15 protein-coding genes are annotated in these 17,299 nt (G+C 70.5%); 12 read left to right on the top strand and 3 right to left on the bottom strand.

Annotated features, from left to right (window positions below; all coding sequences use genetic code 11):
- The first annotated feature begins 33 nt into the window (after positions 1-33).
- The 4 genes from LCL87_RS00680 (at position 34) to LCL87_RS00665 (ending at position 3,438) form a co-directional block, all read left to right on the top strand.
- On the top strand, positions 34-1,848 hold the full coding sequence (locus tag LCL87_RS00680; protein ID WP_225015525.1) for an ABC transporter family substrate-binding protein: 1,815 nt from the start codon (positions 34-36) through the stop codon (positions 1,846-1,848).
- Between the two features lie 9 nt (positions 1,849-1,857).
- Positions 1,858-2,733 (top strand): N-acetyl-1-D-myo-inositol-2-amino-2-deoxy-alpha-D-glucopyranoside deacetylase, encoded by an 876-nt coding sequence (gene mshB, locus LCL87_RS00675; protein ID WP_225015586.1) that lies wholly within the window; start codon positions 1,858-1,860, stop codon positions 2,731-2,733.
- Between the two features lie 86 nt (positions 2,734-2,819).
- Positions 2,820-2,978 (top strand): hypothetical protein, encoded by a 159-nt coding sequence (locus LCL87_RS00670; protein WP_225015523.1) that lies wholly within the window; start codon positions 2,820-2,822, stop codon positions 2,976-2,978.
- Between the two features lie 49 nt (positions 2,979-3,027).
- Complete coding sequence (locus LCL87_RS00665) at positions 3,028-3,438, top strand: hypothetical protein (protein WP_225015521.1); 411 nt, start codon at positions 3,028-3,030, stop codon at positions 3,436-3,438.
- On the opposite strand, the gene LCL87_RS00660 is transcribed toward LCL87_RS00665, so the two are convergent.
- Positions 3,429-4,961 carry a PH domain-containing protein gene (locus tag LCL87_RS00660; RefSeq protein ID WP_225015519.1) on the bottom strand — a complete coding sequence of 511 codons (1,533 nt, stop codon included), beginning with the start codon at positions 4,959-4,961 and terminating at the stop codon, positions 3,429-3,431. The two genes, LCL87_RS00665 and LCL87_RS00660, sit on opposite strands and share 10 nt — an antisense overlap.
- Positions 4,958-5,437: a PH domain-containing protein gene (locus LCL87_RS00655; RefSeq protein WP_225015584.1), complete on the bottom strand. Its 480-nt coding sequence runs from the start codon at positions 5,435-5,437 to the stop codon at positions 4,958-4,960. Before LCL87_RS00655 ends, LCL87_RS00660 begins: the two co-directional genes overlap by 4 nt.
- A 134-nt stretch (positions 5,438-5,571) precedes the next feature.
- On the opposite strand from LCL87_RS00655, the gene LCL87_RS00650 reads away from it, so the two are divergent.
- The 7 genes from LCL87_RS00650 (at position 5,572) to LCL87_RS00620 (ending at position 14,290) form a co-directional block, all read left to right on the top strand.
- Entirely contained in the window at positions 5,572-5,781 is a 210-nt protein-coding gene (locus LCL87_RS00650; RefSeq protein WP_225015517.1) for an Rv3202a family protein, read from the top strand.
- A gap of 40 nt (positions 5,782-5,821) precedes the next feature.
- Complete coding sequence (locus LCL87_RS00645; RefSeq protein WP_225015515.1) at positions 5,822-8,431, top strand: bifunctional FO biosynthesis protein CofGH; 2,610 nt, start codon at positions 5,822-5,824, stop codon at positions 8,429-8,431.
- A gap of 158 nt (positions 8,432-8,589) precedes the next feature.
- Entirely contained in the window at positions 8,590-8,913 is a 324-nt protein-coding gene (gene fdxA / locus LCL87_RS00640) for a ferredoxin (RefSeq protein WP_225015513.1), read from the top strand.
- Positions 8,914-8,928: 15 nt separating this feature from the next.
- A complete protein-coding gene (gene dapC, locus LCL87_RS00635) occupies positions 8,929-10,029 on the top strand; it encodes a succinyldiaminopimelate transaminase (protein ID WP_225015511.1) in 1,101 nt (366 codons plus the stop codon).
- 223 nt (positions 10,030-10,252) lie between these two features.
- Positions 10,253-11,902 (top strand): L-glutamate gamma-semialdehyde dehydrogenase, encoded by a 1,650-nt coding sequence (gene pruA / locus LCL87_RS00630; RefSeq protein ID WP_225015508.1) that lies wholly within the window; start codon positions 10,253-10,255, stop codon positions 11,900-11,902.
- On the top strand, positions 11,899-12,867 hold the full coding sequence (locus LCL87_RS00625; protein WP_225015506.1) for a proline dehydrogenase family protein: 969 nt from the start codon (positions 11,899-11,901) through the stop codon (positions 12,865-12,867). The genes pruA and LCL87_RS00625 overlap by 4 nt, the downstream gene beginning before the upstream one ends.
- 25 nt (positions 12,868-12,892) lie before the next feature.
- The gene (locus LCL87_RS00620; RefSeq protein ID WP_225015505.1) at positions 12,893-14,290 is read left to right on the top strand and encodes an acyl-CoA synthetase; all 1,398 of its coding nucleotides are present in this window, start codon (positions 12,893-12,895) and stop codon (positions 14,288-14,290) included.
- A gap of 4 nt (positions 14,291-14,294) precedes the next feature.
- Here the strand turns inward: LCL87_RS00620 and LCL87_RS00615 are convergent, their stop codons facing one another.
- On the bottom strand, positions 14,295-14,954 hold the full coding sequence (locus LCL87_RS00615) for a TetR/AcrR family transcriptional regulator (RefSeq protein WP_225015502.1): 660 nt from the start codon (positions 14,952-14,954) through the stop codon (positions 14,295-14,297).
- Positions 14,955-15,123: 169 nt separating this feature from the next.
- Between LCL87_RS00615 and LCL87_RS00610 the strand changes: the two genes are divergently transcribed.
- Positions 15,124-17,232: an ABC transporter permease gene (locus tag LCL87_RS00610; RefSeq protein WP_225015500.1), complete on the top strand. Its 2,109-nt coding sequence runs from the start codon at positions 15,124-15,126 to the stop codon at positions 17,230-17,232.
- Positions 17,233-17,299: the final 67 nt, after the last annotated feature.

Genomic DNA, 17,299 nt, shown 5'->3' with positions numbered 1-17,299 from the left:
CGGGGGTGCCGCTCGCGGACGGGAGGGCCGGTAGTGGCGCACGTACGGCACGGAGCTTTCCGTGCATTCGGTCTGAGAACGCTGGCTGCGGCGTCACTACTCGCGGTGGCGGCCTGCACGGCCAACCCGCCGCCGCCGGTGGAGAGCACCGACAGCCCCAAGCCGACGACCGCGGTCCCGACCAAGAACACCGTCGCCGTCGCGATCGACGACGTCGGTATCGGGTTCAATCCGCACCTCCTCGCGGACCAGTCGCCCGTGAACTCTGCGGTGAGCGCGCTGGTTCTGCCCAGCCCGTTCCGTCCGGCCGTGGATCCGGCCCGCCCCGGCGTGACGCTGTGGGTGCCGGACCCGTCCGTGCTGGTGTCGGCGACCGCCGTGCCCCCGGAGGCGCCGACGACGATCACCTACCAGCTGCGGAACGAGGCGCAGTGGTCGGACGGTGCTCCGATCGCGGCCGAGGACTTCCGCTACCTGTGGCAGCAGATGATCACGCAGCCGGGCGTCGTGGATCCCGCCGGCTACGGGCTCGTCGACGACGTCGAGTCGTCCGGTGGTGGGAAGACGGTCACCGTCACTCTCACCGCCCCGTATCCCGCGTGGCGCGAACTCTTCACCGACCTGCTGCCGTCGCACCTGGTCAAGGACACGCCGGGCGGCTTCGCTCGCGGACTCGGTGACAGCATCCCGGTCTCGGGGGCGCAGTTCCACATCAAGTCGGTCGATCGCGGCCGCGACGAGATCGTGCTCGAACGCAACGACCGGTTCTGGGGCACCCCCGCCAAGGCGGATCAGATCCTGATGCGCCGCGGCGGCTCACCGGCACAGCTGGCGGACTCGATCCGGTCCGGTGACGCCCAGGTGGCCCGGGTGCACGGCGGCGCCGCCACCCTGGGGCAGCTGTCGGTCATTCCCAGCGTGCGTACCGGCACCGAACTGCAGCCGCGGGTGCTGTCGGTGACCCTCAACGGCCGCGTTCCCGCGCTGGCCGAGCCCACGGTCCGCAAGGGGCTGTTCGGCCTGCTCGATCCGAACCTGCTGGCGACGGTCGGTGCGGGCAGCGAATCGTCCGCCACCCCGGCGCGGGCCCAGGTGCTGGCGCCGTCCGATCCCGGATACGCGCCGACGGCCCCTCCGGTCCCGACGCGGGAGCAGGCGTTCGGAGTACTCGCCGGTGCCGGATTCCAGATGGTTCCGACGCTCGCCGAGGGAAACGACCCGGAGACCGTGACCCTCGGACGCCTCGTGCGCGACAACGAGCAGTTGGCGCTCGTACTCGGTGCCCCCGAGAACGACGACATCGCGATCGCCGTCGCCAACACCGTCGCCGACCAGTGGCGGGGCGCGGGCATCGCGGCCTCGGTGCGCGCGCTCAAGGCCGAGGACCTGTACGGCGAGGCCCTCACGTCGGGCGCCGTCGACGCCGTCGTCGGCTGGGAACGCGCCGGATCGGACCCTGCGACGTCGCTGGCGTCCCGATTCGGTTGCCTGCCGCTGGACACGTCGGAGTCGGGACAGGAAAAGGCGCGAGAGACCACATCGCCGGCACCCACGTCATCGCCCGCCGCCACGTCGGCGCCGTCGGTGCGGTCGCCCAGCAACCTGTCCGGTCTGTGCGACCCCAGCCTGCAGCCTGCGATCGACGCGGCCCTGCGCGGCGAGGACGATCCGGGCCGCGTCATCGCCGACGCCGAGCCCCGGCTGTGGGAGCTGGCGGCGGTCCTGCCGGTGCTGCAGGACAACGCGATCGTGGTTGCCGGTCCGGGCGTGGAGGGCGTGTCGCTGACCGGGCCGATCCCGGTCGGCATCTTCGGCGACGCCGGAGTGTGGACCCGCACGACGAAGTGAGTGAGTGAGATGAACGCCCGACGCATCCTGTTCGTGCACGCCCATCCCGACGACGAGACGCTCACGACGGGCGGCACCATCGCCCGATATGCGTCCGAGGGCGCCGAGGTGACGGTGCTGACCTGCACCCTCGGTGAGGAGGGCGAGGTCATCGGGCGGCGGTGGGCCGGGCTGGTCGCGGGCGAGGCCGATCAGTTGGGCGGTTTCCGGATCCTGGAGCTGACTCGCGCGCTGCAGGCGCTGGGCGCATCGGAGCCGCGTTTCCTCGGCGGCGCCGGTCGCTGGCGGGATTCGGGCATGGCAGGCACGCCGTCGGCTCGCAACCCGCGGGCGTTCGTCAATGCCGACCCCGACGAGGCGATCGGTGCGATCGTCGCGGTGATCCGGGAACTGCGTCCGCACGTGGTGGTCACCTACGACCCGGTCGGCGGCTACGGACACCCCGATCATGTTCGGGCGCACCGGCTCACGACGGCGGCGGTCGAGGCCGCCGGCACCGACGCCTTCCCGGACGCCGGGCAGCCGTGGGACGTCGCGAAGTTCTACTGGACCGTGACCGAGCAGTCCGCACTCGAGGCGGGCGTCGCCGCGATCACCGAAGTGCCGGCCGTATGGCGGATGCCGGAGGCGGGCGAACTCCCGACCGTGCCGGACGCCACGGTCACCGCCGCGGTGGACGTCACACCGGTGCTGGACGCCAAGCGGGCGGCGCTGCGCGCGCACGCGACGCAGGTGATCGTCGCGCCGTCGGGCACCGAGTTCGCGCTGTCGAACGACGTGATCCAGCCGATCCTCACCGTCGAGCACTACACGCTGATCCGGGGCGTATCAGGCCCGGTCGGTGCCGACGGTCGCGAGAACGACCTGTTCGGCGGGATCAGCTGACCTATCCCCGTATGCTGTGATCTACGCCACGTTCGTGGGGGTCCGTGCGTCGGCACCAGCCCCTGTCGAACGGGAGGTCGCTGCGGATGTACAACTGGGAACTCCAGAATTCGATCACGGCGTTCGTGGACAGTCTGCGGCCGATGGCGCCGTACTTCCACGACCTCTACATCGGATCGCTCCACGCGTTCGCGCATCAGATGAGCGACCTGCTGACGACGATGGGGTATCCGCCGGTGCCGTGACCGGACCCCGATGTCGCCGCGCCCGCGTCGATGACGGACCATCGAAGTCATGACCGCCCCGAGCATCGCCGTCGATCCGCCCGCCTCGCCCGCCGAGGCGCGCACGACACTCGCCCTGCTCACCTTCGACGGCTTCCTGTGCGCAGTGCTGTCGGTGCTGTTCCTGCCCGCCTACATCGGGACGACGCCGTTCCCGATCACGGTGCTGATCTCCGCCGTGGTCAACCTGCTGCTGGTGCTGGGGGCGCGGAAGTTCACCGATCGTGCGCTGGTGGCGGCGTTGCCGCTCTTCGGTTGGCTGTTCGGATTCGGTCTCTGCGCGATCGGCGGCCCGGGCGGCGACGTGCTGGTGTTCGAGGACTGGCGCACCCTGCTGTTGTTCGTCGCGGCGTTGCTCCCCGCGGGCCTGTACCTGTTCCAGGTCCGGCTGTCGTCGCTGGTGGCGGCCGCTCAGCGCTGATCGCGTAGCCAGACCCCGCCCGCGCCGGGGGTCACGGCGTCGACGAGGGCCCAGGCCTGCTCGGCCGGGAGGTCGTGCACGACGTAGCGGCCGGTGCCGGCCGGCGTCGCGGCGATCACCGTGGCGACCCCGGCGCGCCGCTGGAAGAACGTCTGTCGCACCGTCCATCCGATGATGCCGTCGGCCGCGAGGCTGTCGCGGCGGCGGTCGAGCGAGCCGCTGCGGGTGATCAGCCAGCCGGGCAGGACGGCGTGCCCCAGCCCGCGGTAGCGGTCCCAGGCGAGTCCGGCTCCGGCGACCGCAAGGGCGACGACGCCGGCCCACACCGGCCACGGGACGTCGCGTCCGGCGACTGCGAAACCGGTCGCGACGACGACCGCAATCGCGGCCGGCCACAGCGCGCGGGTGTATCGGCGGCGCCGCGCGGCAGGGCCGTGCATCGCGAGCGGCGTCTCGGCCTGGCGGCTGTCACCGAGCACCGTCGCCATCACGCGCGTCGCCTCGGCCCGCGGGCTCTGTGGCAGCAGCAGCGACGACTCGCGGTGTTCGGCGGACACCCCGGTCATGATCGCGTCGAGCGAGGCACCACCCGCCAACCGGAGCAGCAGCGGCTCCTTGAGCGTCGTGCCCCGCAGGCGCTGCCGGTCGAGCGTGGTCTGCCGGGTCCGCAGCAGCCCGTGGCTCACGTGCAGGGTGCGGCCCGTGTCGGTGACGGTCATCCGGCCGTAGACGACGAGGTAGCGGACGCACGCGAGCACGCTCGCCGCGACGAACAGCCCGATCAGTCCCAGCAGGCCGAGCACCGCCAGGACGAGCGCGCCGGCCTGCTGGGCGGAGTCGAAGCCCTCCTCGAACGCCGGCGACCGCGCGATGCTGTCCACCAGGCCGTACTGGAAGACGACGCCGACCAGCGCGCCGATCGCGATGAGTCCGGTGACGGAGAACGGTGCGTACCGCACCCAGGCCGGCGTCCAGTGACCGATCTCGATCCCGACCGGGTCGGTGACACTGCCGGTGTCGGTCGTGTCGACGTGCTGCCCATTGCCCGACAGCAGAGCCGCACGCAGATCCGGGACGAGCGAGGCGTCGAGGGCGTCGAGTTCGAACCTCTCCTCGTCGCGGCCGCTGTGCCGTCCGGTGCCGATCCGCAGCACCGCGAGCCCGAGCAGCCGATGCAGCACCCGGGCCTCGACGTCGACGGACCGGATCCGATTACGGGGTACCGACAGCACCTTCTTCTGGAACACGCCGCGGCGCAGTTGCACGTGCACCGGGCCGATCCGGTACGTCGTGGTGAACCAGCGCAGCACGCCGTATGCGACCAGCGCGGCCACGGCGATCAGCCCCCAGTAGTGGTTGCCGCTGCTGCTGCCGACGATCCACGACACCGCGATCACCGGGAGCAGCTTCACGACCTCGTTGACGGGATGGACCAGCAGCATCCGCTTGTCGAGACGCAGCCACGGCTGCTCCTCCTCGGCGGCGAGGGCGGTCGCGCCGGTCTTCTCGGCGGGCACGCTCACGTCGCGTCCCCGGCATTGCGGGCGGTGATCTCCGTCAGCTGTTCGACGGTGCGGTCGGCAACCTCGAGGTCCAGCGCGGTGATCTTGACGGCGCCGGCCGACGACGCCGTCGTGACGGTGACGGTCGCGAGACCGAAAAGCCGGTCGAGCGGTCCGCGTTCGGTGTCGACGGTCTGGATGCGGGTGATCGGGGCGATGCGGCGTTCCTGGTTGAACCAGCCGGTCCGGGTGTAGACCGCGTCGTCGCTGATCTCCCAGCGGTGCACCCGGTACCGCCACCGCGGCACCACCAGGACGTCGGCGAGCGCGACGACCGCCGTCACGACGAACACCGTCACGTGCGGCCACGTCGTCCACTGCCCGGCCACGACCGCCCACACGATCTGCGCGGCGAAGACCGGCAGCCAGACCAGAGTCGCCGTCGTAGCCCACAGGGCGGGTGCCTTGGTGCTCGGCCGCCACGCGGGATCGGCCATCGCCACCGTGCGAGCCGCACGCGTCGGGTCGGGAGGAATGCTCACGACCTCATCCTGCCCGAGTCGGCGCGCGGCGTCCTATGGTGGAGGTGGCCGCACAGGCCGTGCGAGTCCGTCGACGGGAGGTGGTCGCCATGGTTCCGACCGAAGCCGAGGACACCGGGGACGACGTGGGGTCTGCCGACGTTCCGGAGGCCGATCTCGTCGAACAGTTGACGCCGGCCGACGGGAACGACGACCGCGAGGAGTCGACGCCCCCGCCGACACCGCTGGAGGTGAATCCGGCGGACGCCGCGGAGCAGCGGCGCAGTGTCCCGGTGGACGAGGATTACCCGCACGAATAGACCGATCCGGTGAGACCCGCGGTGGCAGCGAGACCGGTTGGTGGCGCATGATCGTCGGGTGAGTCACTCGAGCGATGACACCGACCGGTCCACGATCCTGCCGATTCCGCCGGTTCCCTCCGAGGCCCCGTCCGCGAGTGCGATGCGGCGTGTCCTGCGCCGGGCCCGGGACGGCGCGACGCTCAACGTCGACGAGGCCACCACGCTGCTGCACGCGCGCGGCGCCGATCTCGAGGATCTGTGCGCGTCGGCCGCGAAGGTGCGCGACGCCGGACTGGTCGCGGCGGGCCGGCCGAAGACCGTGTCGTACTCGCGCAAGGTGTTCATCCCGATCACCCGCCTGTGCCGCGACAAGTGCCACTACTGCACGTTCGTCACGGTGCCCGGCAAGCTGCGCGCCGCGGGCCACGGGATGTACCTGGAGCCGGACGAGATCCTCGACATCGCCCGTCAGGGCGCCGAATTGGGTTGCAAGGAGGCGCTGTTCACGCTCGGTGACCGGCCGGAGGATCGCTGGCCGGAGGCCAAGCAGTGGCTCGACGAGCGCGGCTACGACTCGACCCTCGACTACGTGCGGGCGATGGCGATCCGGGTACTCGAGGAGACCGGCCTGCTGCCGCACCTCAATCCGGGCGTCATGAGCTGGGAGGAGATCTCCCGGCTCAAGCCGGTGGCGCCGTCGATGGGCATGATGCTCGAAACCACGTCGACGCGGCTGTTCACCGACAAGGGGGAGTGCCACTACGGCAGCCCCGACAAGGATCCCGAGGTGCGCCTGCGCACGCTCACCGACGCCGGACGCCTGTCGGTGCCGTTCACGACCGGCATCCTCGTCGGGATCGGCGAGACGGTCGCCGAGCGCGCCGAGTCCATCATGGCGATCCGCAAGCTGCACAAGGCGTTCGGGCACGTGCAGGAAGTGATCGTGCAGAACTTCCTGGCCAAGCCGGACACAGCGATGCGCGACGCCCCGGACGCGAACCTCGAGGAGTTCCTCGCAACCATCGCGGTCGCCCGACTGCTGCTGGGGCCGGGCATGCGGATCCAGTCGCCGCCGAACCTGGTCTCGGGGGCGGAGTGTGTCGCGCTGATCGGGGCCGGCGTCGACGACTGGGGTGGTGTCTCGCCGCTGACCCCCGACCACGTGAATCCCGAACGGCCGTGGCCGAATCTGGACTCGCTCGCGGAGATCACCGCGCAGGCCGGGTACACGCTCGTCGAGCGGACGGCCGCGCAACCGCAGTACGTTCTGGCCGGACATCCGTGGATCGACCCTCGGATCGGGGCGCACGTGCGGGCCCTCGCAGACCCGGTGACCGGCATGGCGCGGGCGGACGTGAAGCCCGCGGGCCTGCCGTGGCAGGAACCCGACGAGGAGTGGGTGTCGTCGGGCCGCGTGGACCTCAACACCGAGATCGACACCGACGGCCGCAACACCGAGACCCGCTCCGACCTCGGTAGCGCGTTCGGCGACTGGGAGACCGTCCGCGAGCAGGTCCTGGAACTGGGTCGCGCCGCGCCGACGCGCGTGGACACCGACGTGGTGGCCGCGCTGCGCGCCGCCGAACGGGATCCGGCCGGGCTGTCCGACGACGAGTACCTCGCGCTCGCGACCGCCGACGGCGACGGCCTGGAGGCGGTCGTCGCGCTCGCCGACGCGCTGCGCAAGGAGGCCGTCGGCGACAACGTCACGTACGTGGTGAACCGGAACATCAACTTCACCAACATCTGCTACACCGGCTGCCGGTTCTGCGCGTTCGCACAGCGCAAGGGTGACGCGGACGCGTTCACGCTGTCCGCGGAGGAAGTCGCCGACCGGGCGTGGGAGGCGCACGTCGCCGGCGCCACCGAGGTCTGCATGCAGGGCGGCATCGACCCCGAACTGCCGGTCACCGGCTACGCCGATCTGGTGCGCGCCGTGAAGCGCCGGGTGCCGTCCATGCACGTGCACGCGTTCAGCCCGATGGAGATCGTCAACGGCGCGTCGCGGGGCGGTCAGAGCATCCGCGACTGGCTCACCGAATTGCGCGAGGCGGGCCTCGACACCATTCCGGGCACGGCCGCCGAGATCCTCGACGACGAGGTCCGCTGGGTGCTCACCAAGGGCAAGCTGCCGGCGTCGGCGTGGATCGACGTCATCACCACCGCGCACGAGGTGGGGCTGCGCTCCAGCTCGACGATGATGTACGGCCACGTGGACAGCCCCAAGCACTGGGTGGGGCACCTGCGGGTGCTCCGCGGCATCCAGGACAAGACCGGCGGTTTCACCGAGTTCGTGCTGCTGCCGTTCGTGCACCAGAGCGCGCCGCTGTACCTGGCGGGCGCGTCCCGGCCGGGGCCGACGCAGCGGGACAACCGGGCGGCGCACGCGCTCGCGCGGATCATGCTGCACGGCCGGATCGACAACATCCAGACCAGCTGGGTCAAGCTGGGCGTCGCGGGCACGCAGGCGATGCTCCAGGGCGGCGCCAACGACCTCGGCGGCACGCTGATGGAGGAGACCATCTCGCGGATGGCCGGTTCACAGCACGGGTCGGAGAAGACGGTCGAGGAACTGCGGTCGATCGCCGAGGGAATCGGTCGTCCGGCCCGGGAGCGGACCACGGGCTACGTGCTCCGCGAGCCGGCGACGGTCCTGCCGATGGTGTGACGACGCCGTCGCCGCGCGAGAAATGAGGCCACCCTTACCGAACTGTCGTGGCCGCAACGATTCATACTGGACCTTCCGGATGTTCGTCGGGCGCGAGCCCGGCGGCCGGCTCGCCGAGGCGCCCTGGCGCCCGTGTCAGAAAGGCAGGGAGAGCAGCAGTGACCTACACGATTGCCGAACCGTGCGTCGATGTGATGGACAAGGCATGTATCGAGGAGTGCCCGGTCGACTGCATCTACGAGGGTGGTCGCATGCTCTACATCCATCCGGACGAGTGCGTGGACTGCGGTGCGTGTGAGCCGGTCTGCCCCGTCGAGGCCATCTTCTACGAGGACGACGTGCCGGACCAGTGGACCGGTTACGTCGCCGCCAACGTCGACTTCTTCGACGATCTCGGTTCGCCCGGCGGTGCGGCGAAGCTCGGCAAGGTCGACTTCGACCCGCCGTTCATCAAGGCGCTGCCGCCCATGGGCGAAGAGTAGGTAGGGGTTCCGGCGTTGCCTCGCATTCCCGTGGCCCAGTCCCTGCCCGATTTCCCGTGGGACTCCCTCGCGTCGGCGAAGGAGAAGGCGCAGTCGCATCCCGACGGGATCGTGAACCTGTCCGTCGGTACCCCGGTCGACCCCGTCGCACCGGGCATTCGGGACGCGCTGGCGTCGGCGTCGGCCGAGCCCGGCTACCCGACGACGCACGGGACGGACGCACTGCGTGAGGCGACGTCGGCATCGCTGGCCCGCCGCTACAACATGACCGGGATCGATCCCGCGGCGATCCTGCCGGTGATCGGTACCAAGGAGGTCATCGCGTGGCTGCCGAGCCTGCTCGGCCTCGGCGCCGACGACCTGGTGGTCATTCCCGAGGTGGCCTACCCGACGTACGAGGTGGGCGGGCTGCTCGCCGGGGCCCGGGTGCTGCGCGCCGACGGCACCGCGCAGCTGGGCCCGGAGAAGCCGGCCCTGATCTTCGTGAATTCGCCGTCCAACCCGACCGGCAAGGTGCTCGGTGTCGAGCATCTGCGCAAGGTGGTCGAGTTCGCGCGTGAGCGCGGCGCGATCGTCGCGTCCGACGAGTGCTACCTGGGCCTGACCTGGGAGGGCGAGGCCGTATCGATCCTCGACCCGCGGGTGTGCGGCGGCGACCATACCGGTCTGCTCGCGATCCACTCGCTGTCGAAGACGTCGAACCTGGCCAGCTACCGGGCCGGCTTCCTCGCGGGCGATCCGGCGCTGATCGGCGAGTTGCTCGAGGTCCGCAAGCACGCGGGCATGATGGTGCCGACGCCGATCCAGGCCGCGATGGCGGCTGCGCTCACCGACGACGAGCAGGAGAAGGAGCAGCGCGAGCGGTACCGCCGGCGCCGCGAGATCCTGCTGGCCGCGGTGCGGGGTGCAGGCTTCACCGTCGACGACTCGGAGGCCGGGCTGTACCTGTGGGCCACCCGCGGCGAGGACTGCCGCGCCACGGTCGACTGGTTCGCCGAACGCGGCATCCTGGTCGCTCCGGGTGACTTCTACGGACCCCGCGGCGCCAAGCACGTGCGGATCGCCCTGACCGCCTCGGACGAGCGGATCGCGGCCGCGGCAGCGCGCCTGGCCTGATCTCGGTCCGGATCACCGTCCCGATCTCACCGGGCACCCGGGTCTCCCGCGTTTTGCGCACTTGTCGCGCGCGTGGGGCCCGGGTTCTCGCGTTTTGCGCACTTATCGCGGGGAGGGGGCTCGGGATCCGACGCTTCGCGCACTTGTTGCGGGGCGCGGGAGGCGGTGTCGGGCGTAGCCTGAGCTTGGTTGCAGGAACTTGGCTCTGGCTGAGGAGGGCAGCATGGATGCCGTCACGCACGTACCGGCGCCGTACAACGAGCCGGTCCACACCTACGCGCCGGGCAGCCCCGAGCGCGATCGTCTGACGAGGGCACTGGCGGAGCACTCGTCCGCGGTTCTCGAGATCCCGCACGTCATCGGCGGCGAGCATCGTCACGGTAGCGGCGAACCGATGGAAGTGGTTCAACCGCACCGGCATTCCGCGATCCTCGGCACCTACACGAATGCGACGTACGACGACGCGTCGGCGGCGATCGAGGCCGCGACGGCGGCGGCGCCGGCTTGGCGGGAACTACCGTTCGACGAGCGGGCCGCGGTGCTGCTGCGGGCCGCGGACCTGATGTCCGGGCCGTGGCGGGAGAAGATCGCTGCGGCGACGATGCTGGGGCAGTCCAAGTCCGTCCAACAGGCCGAGATCGACGCGCCGTGCGAGCTCGTCGACTTCTGGCGGTTCAACGTGCACTTCGCGCGCGGCATCCTCGCCGAGCAGCCCACGTCGTCGACCGGGGTGTGGAACCGGCTCGAGTACCGCCCACTCGAGGGCTTCGTCTACGCGATCACGCCGTTCAACTTCACCGCGATTGCCGGGAACCTGCCGACCGCGCCCGCGCTGATGGGTAACACGGTGATCTGGAAGCCGTCGCCCACCCAGACGCTCGCCGCGTACTGGACGTTGCGCGTGCTCGAGGCGGCCGGCCTGCCACCGGGCGTGATCAATCTGCTGACCGGCGACGGTCTCGCGGTTTCCGATGTGGCGCTGCGTGATCCGCGGTTGGCGGGTATCCACTTCACAGGTTCGACGGCGACGTTCCAGCACCTGTGGCGTGAGGTAGGGGCGAACATCGCGGACTATCGCAGCTACCCGCGTCTGGTGGGGGAGACCGGCGGCAAGGACTTCGTGGTCGCGCACCCGTCGGCCGATTCGGCGGTGCTGTCGACCGCGCTGATCCGCGGGGCGTACGAGTACCAGGGCCAGAAGTGTTCGGCGGCGTCGCGGGCCTACATTCCGCGCTCGGTGTGGGCGGGGATGAGGGACCAGTTCCTCGCCGAGGTCGACGCCCTCTCCTACGGCGACGTCGGCGACCTGGAGAACTTCGGCGGCGCGCTCATCGACCGGCGTGCCTACGACAAGAGCGTCGCGGCGATCGAGCGGGCCCGCGGCGCCGAAGGCGTACAGATCACGGTGGGCGGCAAGTACGACGACAGCGTCGGCTACTTCGTCCGGCCCACCGTCCTGCTGGTCGACGATCCGGGGGACGAGGCGCTCGCGAAGGAGTACTTCGGTCCGATCCTCTCGATCCACGTCTACGACGATTCCGCCCCCGACGCGTTCGCCGACGTACTCACCGCCGTGGACACCGCGGCCGCGTACGCACTGACGGGCGCAGTGGTGGCCACCGACCGCGCCGCGATCGAACAGGCCTCGGCCGCACTGCGTTACACGGCCGGAAACTTCTACGTCAACGACAAGCCGACCGGCGCCGTGGTGGGCCAGCAGCCGTTCGGGGGCGCCCGGGCGTCCGGCACCAACGACAAGGCGGGCTCACCGCTCAACCTGCTGCGCTGGGTGTCGGCGCGCACGATCAAGGAGACGTTCGTCCCGCCGACCGATCACCGCTACCCGCACATGGGGCCGGAGCGGGGGCGATGACGCCGAGCGTCCTGTCGAATCCGCTGCGGCCGGCGATCCTGGCCGCGGCGCGGTCGTCTCGGGTCAAGAGTGCGGTCACGCGGGCGCCGGTCACGAAGTCGATCGTGCGCCGCTTCGTGGCGGGGGAGTCGCTCGCCGACGCGATGGCCGCGGTGTCGACGCTGCTGGTCGCGGGCCGGTCGGTGAGCATCGACTACCTGGGTGAGGACACGCTCGACGTGGAACAGGCCCGGGACACCGTCGTCGCGTACCTCGAACTGCTCGCCGAACTCGCGCGGCTGCCGCAGTCCGGGGCGAGCGGAGTACGGCCGCTCGAGGTGTCGGTGAAGCTGTCCGCGCTGGGCCAGGGGCTGCCGGGCGACGGCGACAAGATCGCCCTCGACCACGCCCGGACGATCTGCGCGGCGGCGCACGAGCACGGGGTGTGGGTCACGGTCGACGCCGAGGACCACACCCGCACCGACTCCACGCTGGCGATCGTGCGCGAGCTGCGCGCCGACTTCCCGTGGCTCGGCACGGTACTGCAGGCGTACCTGCGGCGGACCGAGGGCGACTGCCGGGACCTTGCGGGCGCCGGATCGCGGATCCGGCTGTGCAAGGGCGCGTACCGCGAACCGGAGTCGGTGGCGTACCGGGCGCGCACCGAGGTCGACGCGTCGTATCTGCGGTGTCTGAGCATCCTGATGAAGGGCGACGGCTATCCGATGGTGGCCACCCACGACCCGGCGATGATCGCCGCGGTGGACGGCATGCTCGCGGAAACCGGCCGGGGAGCAGAGGATTTCGAGCACCAGATGCTGTTCGGCATTCGCGACCTCGAGCAGGCCCGGTTGGTCGATGCCGGCCGTCGGGTGCGGGTCTACGTGCCGTTCGGGGTGCAGTGGTACGGGTACTTCATGCGGCGGTTGGCGGAGCGGCCGTCGAACCTCAGGTTCTTCCTGCGCTCGACGCTCTCCCGGGGCTGACGCGCGATGTGAGACAGTGAGCGTCGTGCTGCTCAGTTCGCTCAATCCCCTCGCCGTCGCGCGCGGCGACGACATGCCCGACGCCGTCCGGATCGGCGACACCGCGCTCTCGCGCACCGACATCCTCGGCGCGGCCGGGGCGCTGGCCAAGCGTATTGCCGGCGCCCGCGTGGTCGCGGTGCTGGCCGAGCCCACCCCGGCGACGATCATCGCCGTCGTCGGCTGCCTGCTCGCGGGTGTCACGGTCGTCCCGGTCCCGCCGGATTCGGGCCCCGCCGAACTCGAGCACATCCTGTCCGACTCCGGTGCGCAGGCGTGGCTCGGCCGGGCTCCGGAGGGATCCGCGCTGCCGGCGGTGCCGGTGCGCGTGCACGCGCGCGACTGGCACGGCCATCCCGAACCGCACCCGTCGTCGACCGCGTTCGTGCTCTACACGTCGGGCACGACGGGTCCGCCGAAGGGCGTGCTGCTGAGCCGTCGCGCGATCGCCGCGGGCATCGACGCGCTCGCCGAGGCGTGGGACTGGACGTCCAAGGACGTTCTGGTGCACGGTCTTCCGCTGTTCCACGTGCACGGCTTGATCCTCGGCGTCCTCGGCCCCCTGCGGGTGGGCAGCCGGCTGATCCACACCGTCAAGCCGACACCGCAGGCGTACGCCGAGGCGCACGGTTCGCTGTACTTCGGCGTGCCCACCGTGTGGTCGCGGATCGCCGACGACGCGGACTCGGCCCGCGCGTTGAGCGGTGCCCGGCTGCTGGTGTCGGGCAGCGCGCCGCTGCCCGTGCCGGTGTTCGAGCGACTGCGCGAACTCACCGGGCTCACCCCGATCGAGCGCTACGGCATGAGCGAGACCATGCTGACGATCAGCACCCGCGTCGACGGCGAACGTCGCCCCGGCTGGGTGGGCCTGCCGGTCCGCGGTGTCGAGACCCGGCTGCGCGACGAGCACGGCGGCGAGGTGCCGCACGACGGCGAGAGCATCGGCGGCCTGCAGGTTCGCGGCGCGACGCTGTTCGACGGCTACCTGAACCGGCCGGAGGCGACTGCCGAGTCGTGGACCGAGGACGGCTGGTTCAAGACCGGTGACGTCGCGGTGATCGACGCCGGCGGCTTCCACCGCATCGTCGGCCGCGAGTCCACCGACCTCATCAAGTCCGGCGGCTACCGCATCGGCGCCGGTGAGGTGGAGACGGCGCTGCTCGGGCACCCCGGCGTCAAGGAGGCCGCGGTCGTCGGTCTGCCCGACGCCGACCTCGGCCAGCGCATCGTCGCGTTCGTCGTCGGCGACGGACTCGACGAGCGGGCGCTGATCGACCACGTCGCATCGCAGCTCTCGGTGCACAAGCGGCCGCGCGAGGTCCGCCTGGTCGAGTCGCTGCCGCGCAACGCCATGGGGAAGGTGCAGAAGAAGCTGCTCGCCTGAGCGGCTACAGCAGATCCGACAGTTTCGACTGCCCCAGGAAGTCGCCAGGGTGTGTCACCGGCGCCGCCAGCATGCCGGCGTACGAGTCGATGAGGAAGTACGCGAACTCGGTCCAGTTGGGGGCGGCGCCGTCCTGGATGTGCGCCTCGTACTGGGCCGACGCGTCGATCGTCATGCGGCCGATCATCCAGGACCGGCCGCGCAGGACCGGTTCCGGAATCGTCGCGAGGATCCCGCGGATCTGCTGGACCAAGTCGTCGATCAGCGGATCGGCGGTGATCGACTCGGCCACCGTCGCCGCGGCCGACGGGACCGTGCGCAGTTGCTGCAGGAAACGGGCCCGCCAACTGGGAACCGGCGCCGACGCCAGGTAGTCGGTGAACGGCACGATCAGGCTCGCGAGCAGGTCGGCGAGTCCGGGGTCGTCGCCGAGTTCGCCGACCAGTTCGGCCCGGCGCGCCCGCATGCGTTCGGACTGGCGCAGAAGTAGGGCGTGGACGAGTTCGTCGTGCCCTCCGAAGTGATAAGACACGGCGGAGTGATTGGCGTTGCCGGCATGTTCGGCGATGCGCCGGTTCGACACGGCGTCGATGCCATGTGTCGCGAACAGTTCCTCGGCCGCATCCATCAGTGAGTGGCGAACGCGGTCACTGTGCTGTCCCAATTGTCTCCCTCTCGACATGGCCGGATGCGACGGTCGTCGGTTCCGCGGATCCGGATGCGATCTATCTCACCGCCCTTCGACATTGTCCTATTTAAGTCAGCTGGCGTAAATTTTGGGTGGTCGGTGGTTCACCGGCGGGTTTCACGCATGGCAACGAGGAGTGCAATCGATGACAGAAACGTCCACGGCGACCGAGGGCCCTCCCGACAGCACCGAGGCTTCCGCGGCAGAACTGGCCCGGGCCAAGAAGGAGCGGATCGGCCGATACGTCGCGATCGTGCTCATGCCGTTCCTGATGGTCGGCATGATGGTCACGGGCTATCTCGCGTCGATGCACGCCCCGACCCCGCACGACATGCCGATCGCCGTCGCGGGTCCGGCGCAGCAGGCTCAGGAGTTCGCCGACGCGCTCACCGCCGCCGATCCGTCGGCCGTGGACGTCCGGGTGGTCGGCTCCGACGCCGATGCGCGCCAGGCGGTGCTGGACCGCGAGGTCGCCGGCGCCGTCGTGCTGTCCGGCACCGGCGACGGCACCGCCACGATGTACACCGCCGGCGCTGCGGGCGCATCCCAGGTCTCCACGGTCACCGGGCTCGTGGCGCCGCAGGCGTTCGAGCAGGCGATCGCTCTGCAGAACCAGGACCTGGCACCGCTCCCCGAACGCGACTCGGCCGGTCTGGCCGCGATGTTCATGACCACGGCGTTGATGCTCGCCGGCTACATGCCGCTGAGCATCATGCTGTCGAATTCGCCGGAGCTGCTGCGGGTGCGTCGATTCGTTCCGCTGCTCGCGGGCTGGGCTGCGCTGGTGGCCGGGCTGGTGTGGCTGATCGCCGGACCGATCCTGGGGGCCCTCGACGGCAATACCGCTGCGATCCTGGGCATTTCGTGGCTCGCCGTCTTCGCTGTCGGCCTGGTGCAACTGTTCCTCACCCGCATCCTCGGTCCGATGGCGGTGCTGGCGGGCATGCTCTTCCTGATGGTCCTCGGCGTACCCGCGTCGAACATGGGTATGTCCGTGCACACGATGCCGTCGCTGTACGCGACGCTGCACAACTTCCTGCCGACGCCGGCGACCGGTGAGGCCCTGCGGTCGGTCATCTACTTCGGTGGAAACGGAGTGGGCACCCACGTGGCCGTGCTCGTCGTCGGAGGACTCGTCGCGCTCGCGGCAACGCTCGGCATCGACGCGCTGAAGCGACGCCGCAGCCCCGAGGCCGGCGACCCCGAAGTGACGATGCCGTCGATCACCGCCGGACCCCGCCCGACCAGCAACCGGGTCCGTTACGCCCTCCTCGGGTTCTTCCCCGTCGCGATGGTCGTGATGATGCTGTCGCTGATGCTGGGGGCGATGTACCAGCCCGCGCCGAAGGACATGCCCGTCGCGGTCGTCGCCGCGAGCACCGAGCAGGCCCAGCAGATGGCGGACGGGCTCGAGCGGAGCATGCCGGGGCTGTTCGACCTCACCGTGTCCGGCTCGATCGACGACGCCCGGCAACAGATCGAGGACCGCACCCTGGTGGCGGCATACGTCCTACCGTCGGCCGAGAACCCGTCGGCCACCCTCGTCACCAACGAGGCCGCGGGGATGAGTCAGCAGCAGGTGGTGCAGCAGGTGTTCGGTCAGGTGTCCGCGGGGCAGGGCATGCCGCTCGAGACGGAGACCGTGGCATCGCTCGGGGACGGCGACACGATGGGCACCGTCAGCCTGTACCTCGCGATGGGCTGGATCATGTCCGGCTTCATGGTGGTCGTCGTCGCCTTCGGTGCCGCTCCGATGGTGATGCCGCTACGCAAGCTGGTGCCCGTCGTGGCCGGATTCGCGGTGTTCATGTCCACGGTGTTGTGGGTGATCGCGGATCCGATCGTCGGCGCGGTGGACGGCCATTTCCTGCCGCTGGTGGGGACCGGCATCGTCGCGATCGTCTCGGTCGCGCTGTTCACCACCGTCTTCGTGCGTCTGCTCGGTGTGCTGGCCGTACTCCCGGTCGTTGCGGTCCTCATGTTCCTGGGGGTCCCGGCGTCCGGTGGCGCGCTGTCGATCTACATGGAACCCACGATCTTCCGGTTCCTGCACGACGTCCTGCCGATGCCTGCGGCGGTCGAGTCGGTGCGGTCGATCCTGTACTTCGGTGGTGACACCGTCGGGGGCCACCTGCTCACGTTCGTGATCTGGGGAGCCGTCTCCCTGCTCTGCGTCGTGATCATCGACCGGTTCCGGCCCGTCCGGACGCAGCCGCTCGAGGTCGAGCCGGAACGGGTGCCGGTCTCGGTCTGACGGGATGTCGGGGGACAGGTGCCGACAAACGGTGCGCCTGTCCCTCGATCCGTGTCAGATCAGGTGG

The organism is Prescottella equi (assembly GCF_020171745.1).
Classification (GTDB): domain Bacteria; phylum Actinomycetota; class Actinomycetes; order Mycobacteriales; family Mycobacteriaceae; genus Prescottella; species Prescottella equi_A.
This window is presented reverse-complemented; position numbering and strand designations above follow the sequence as displayed.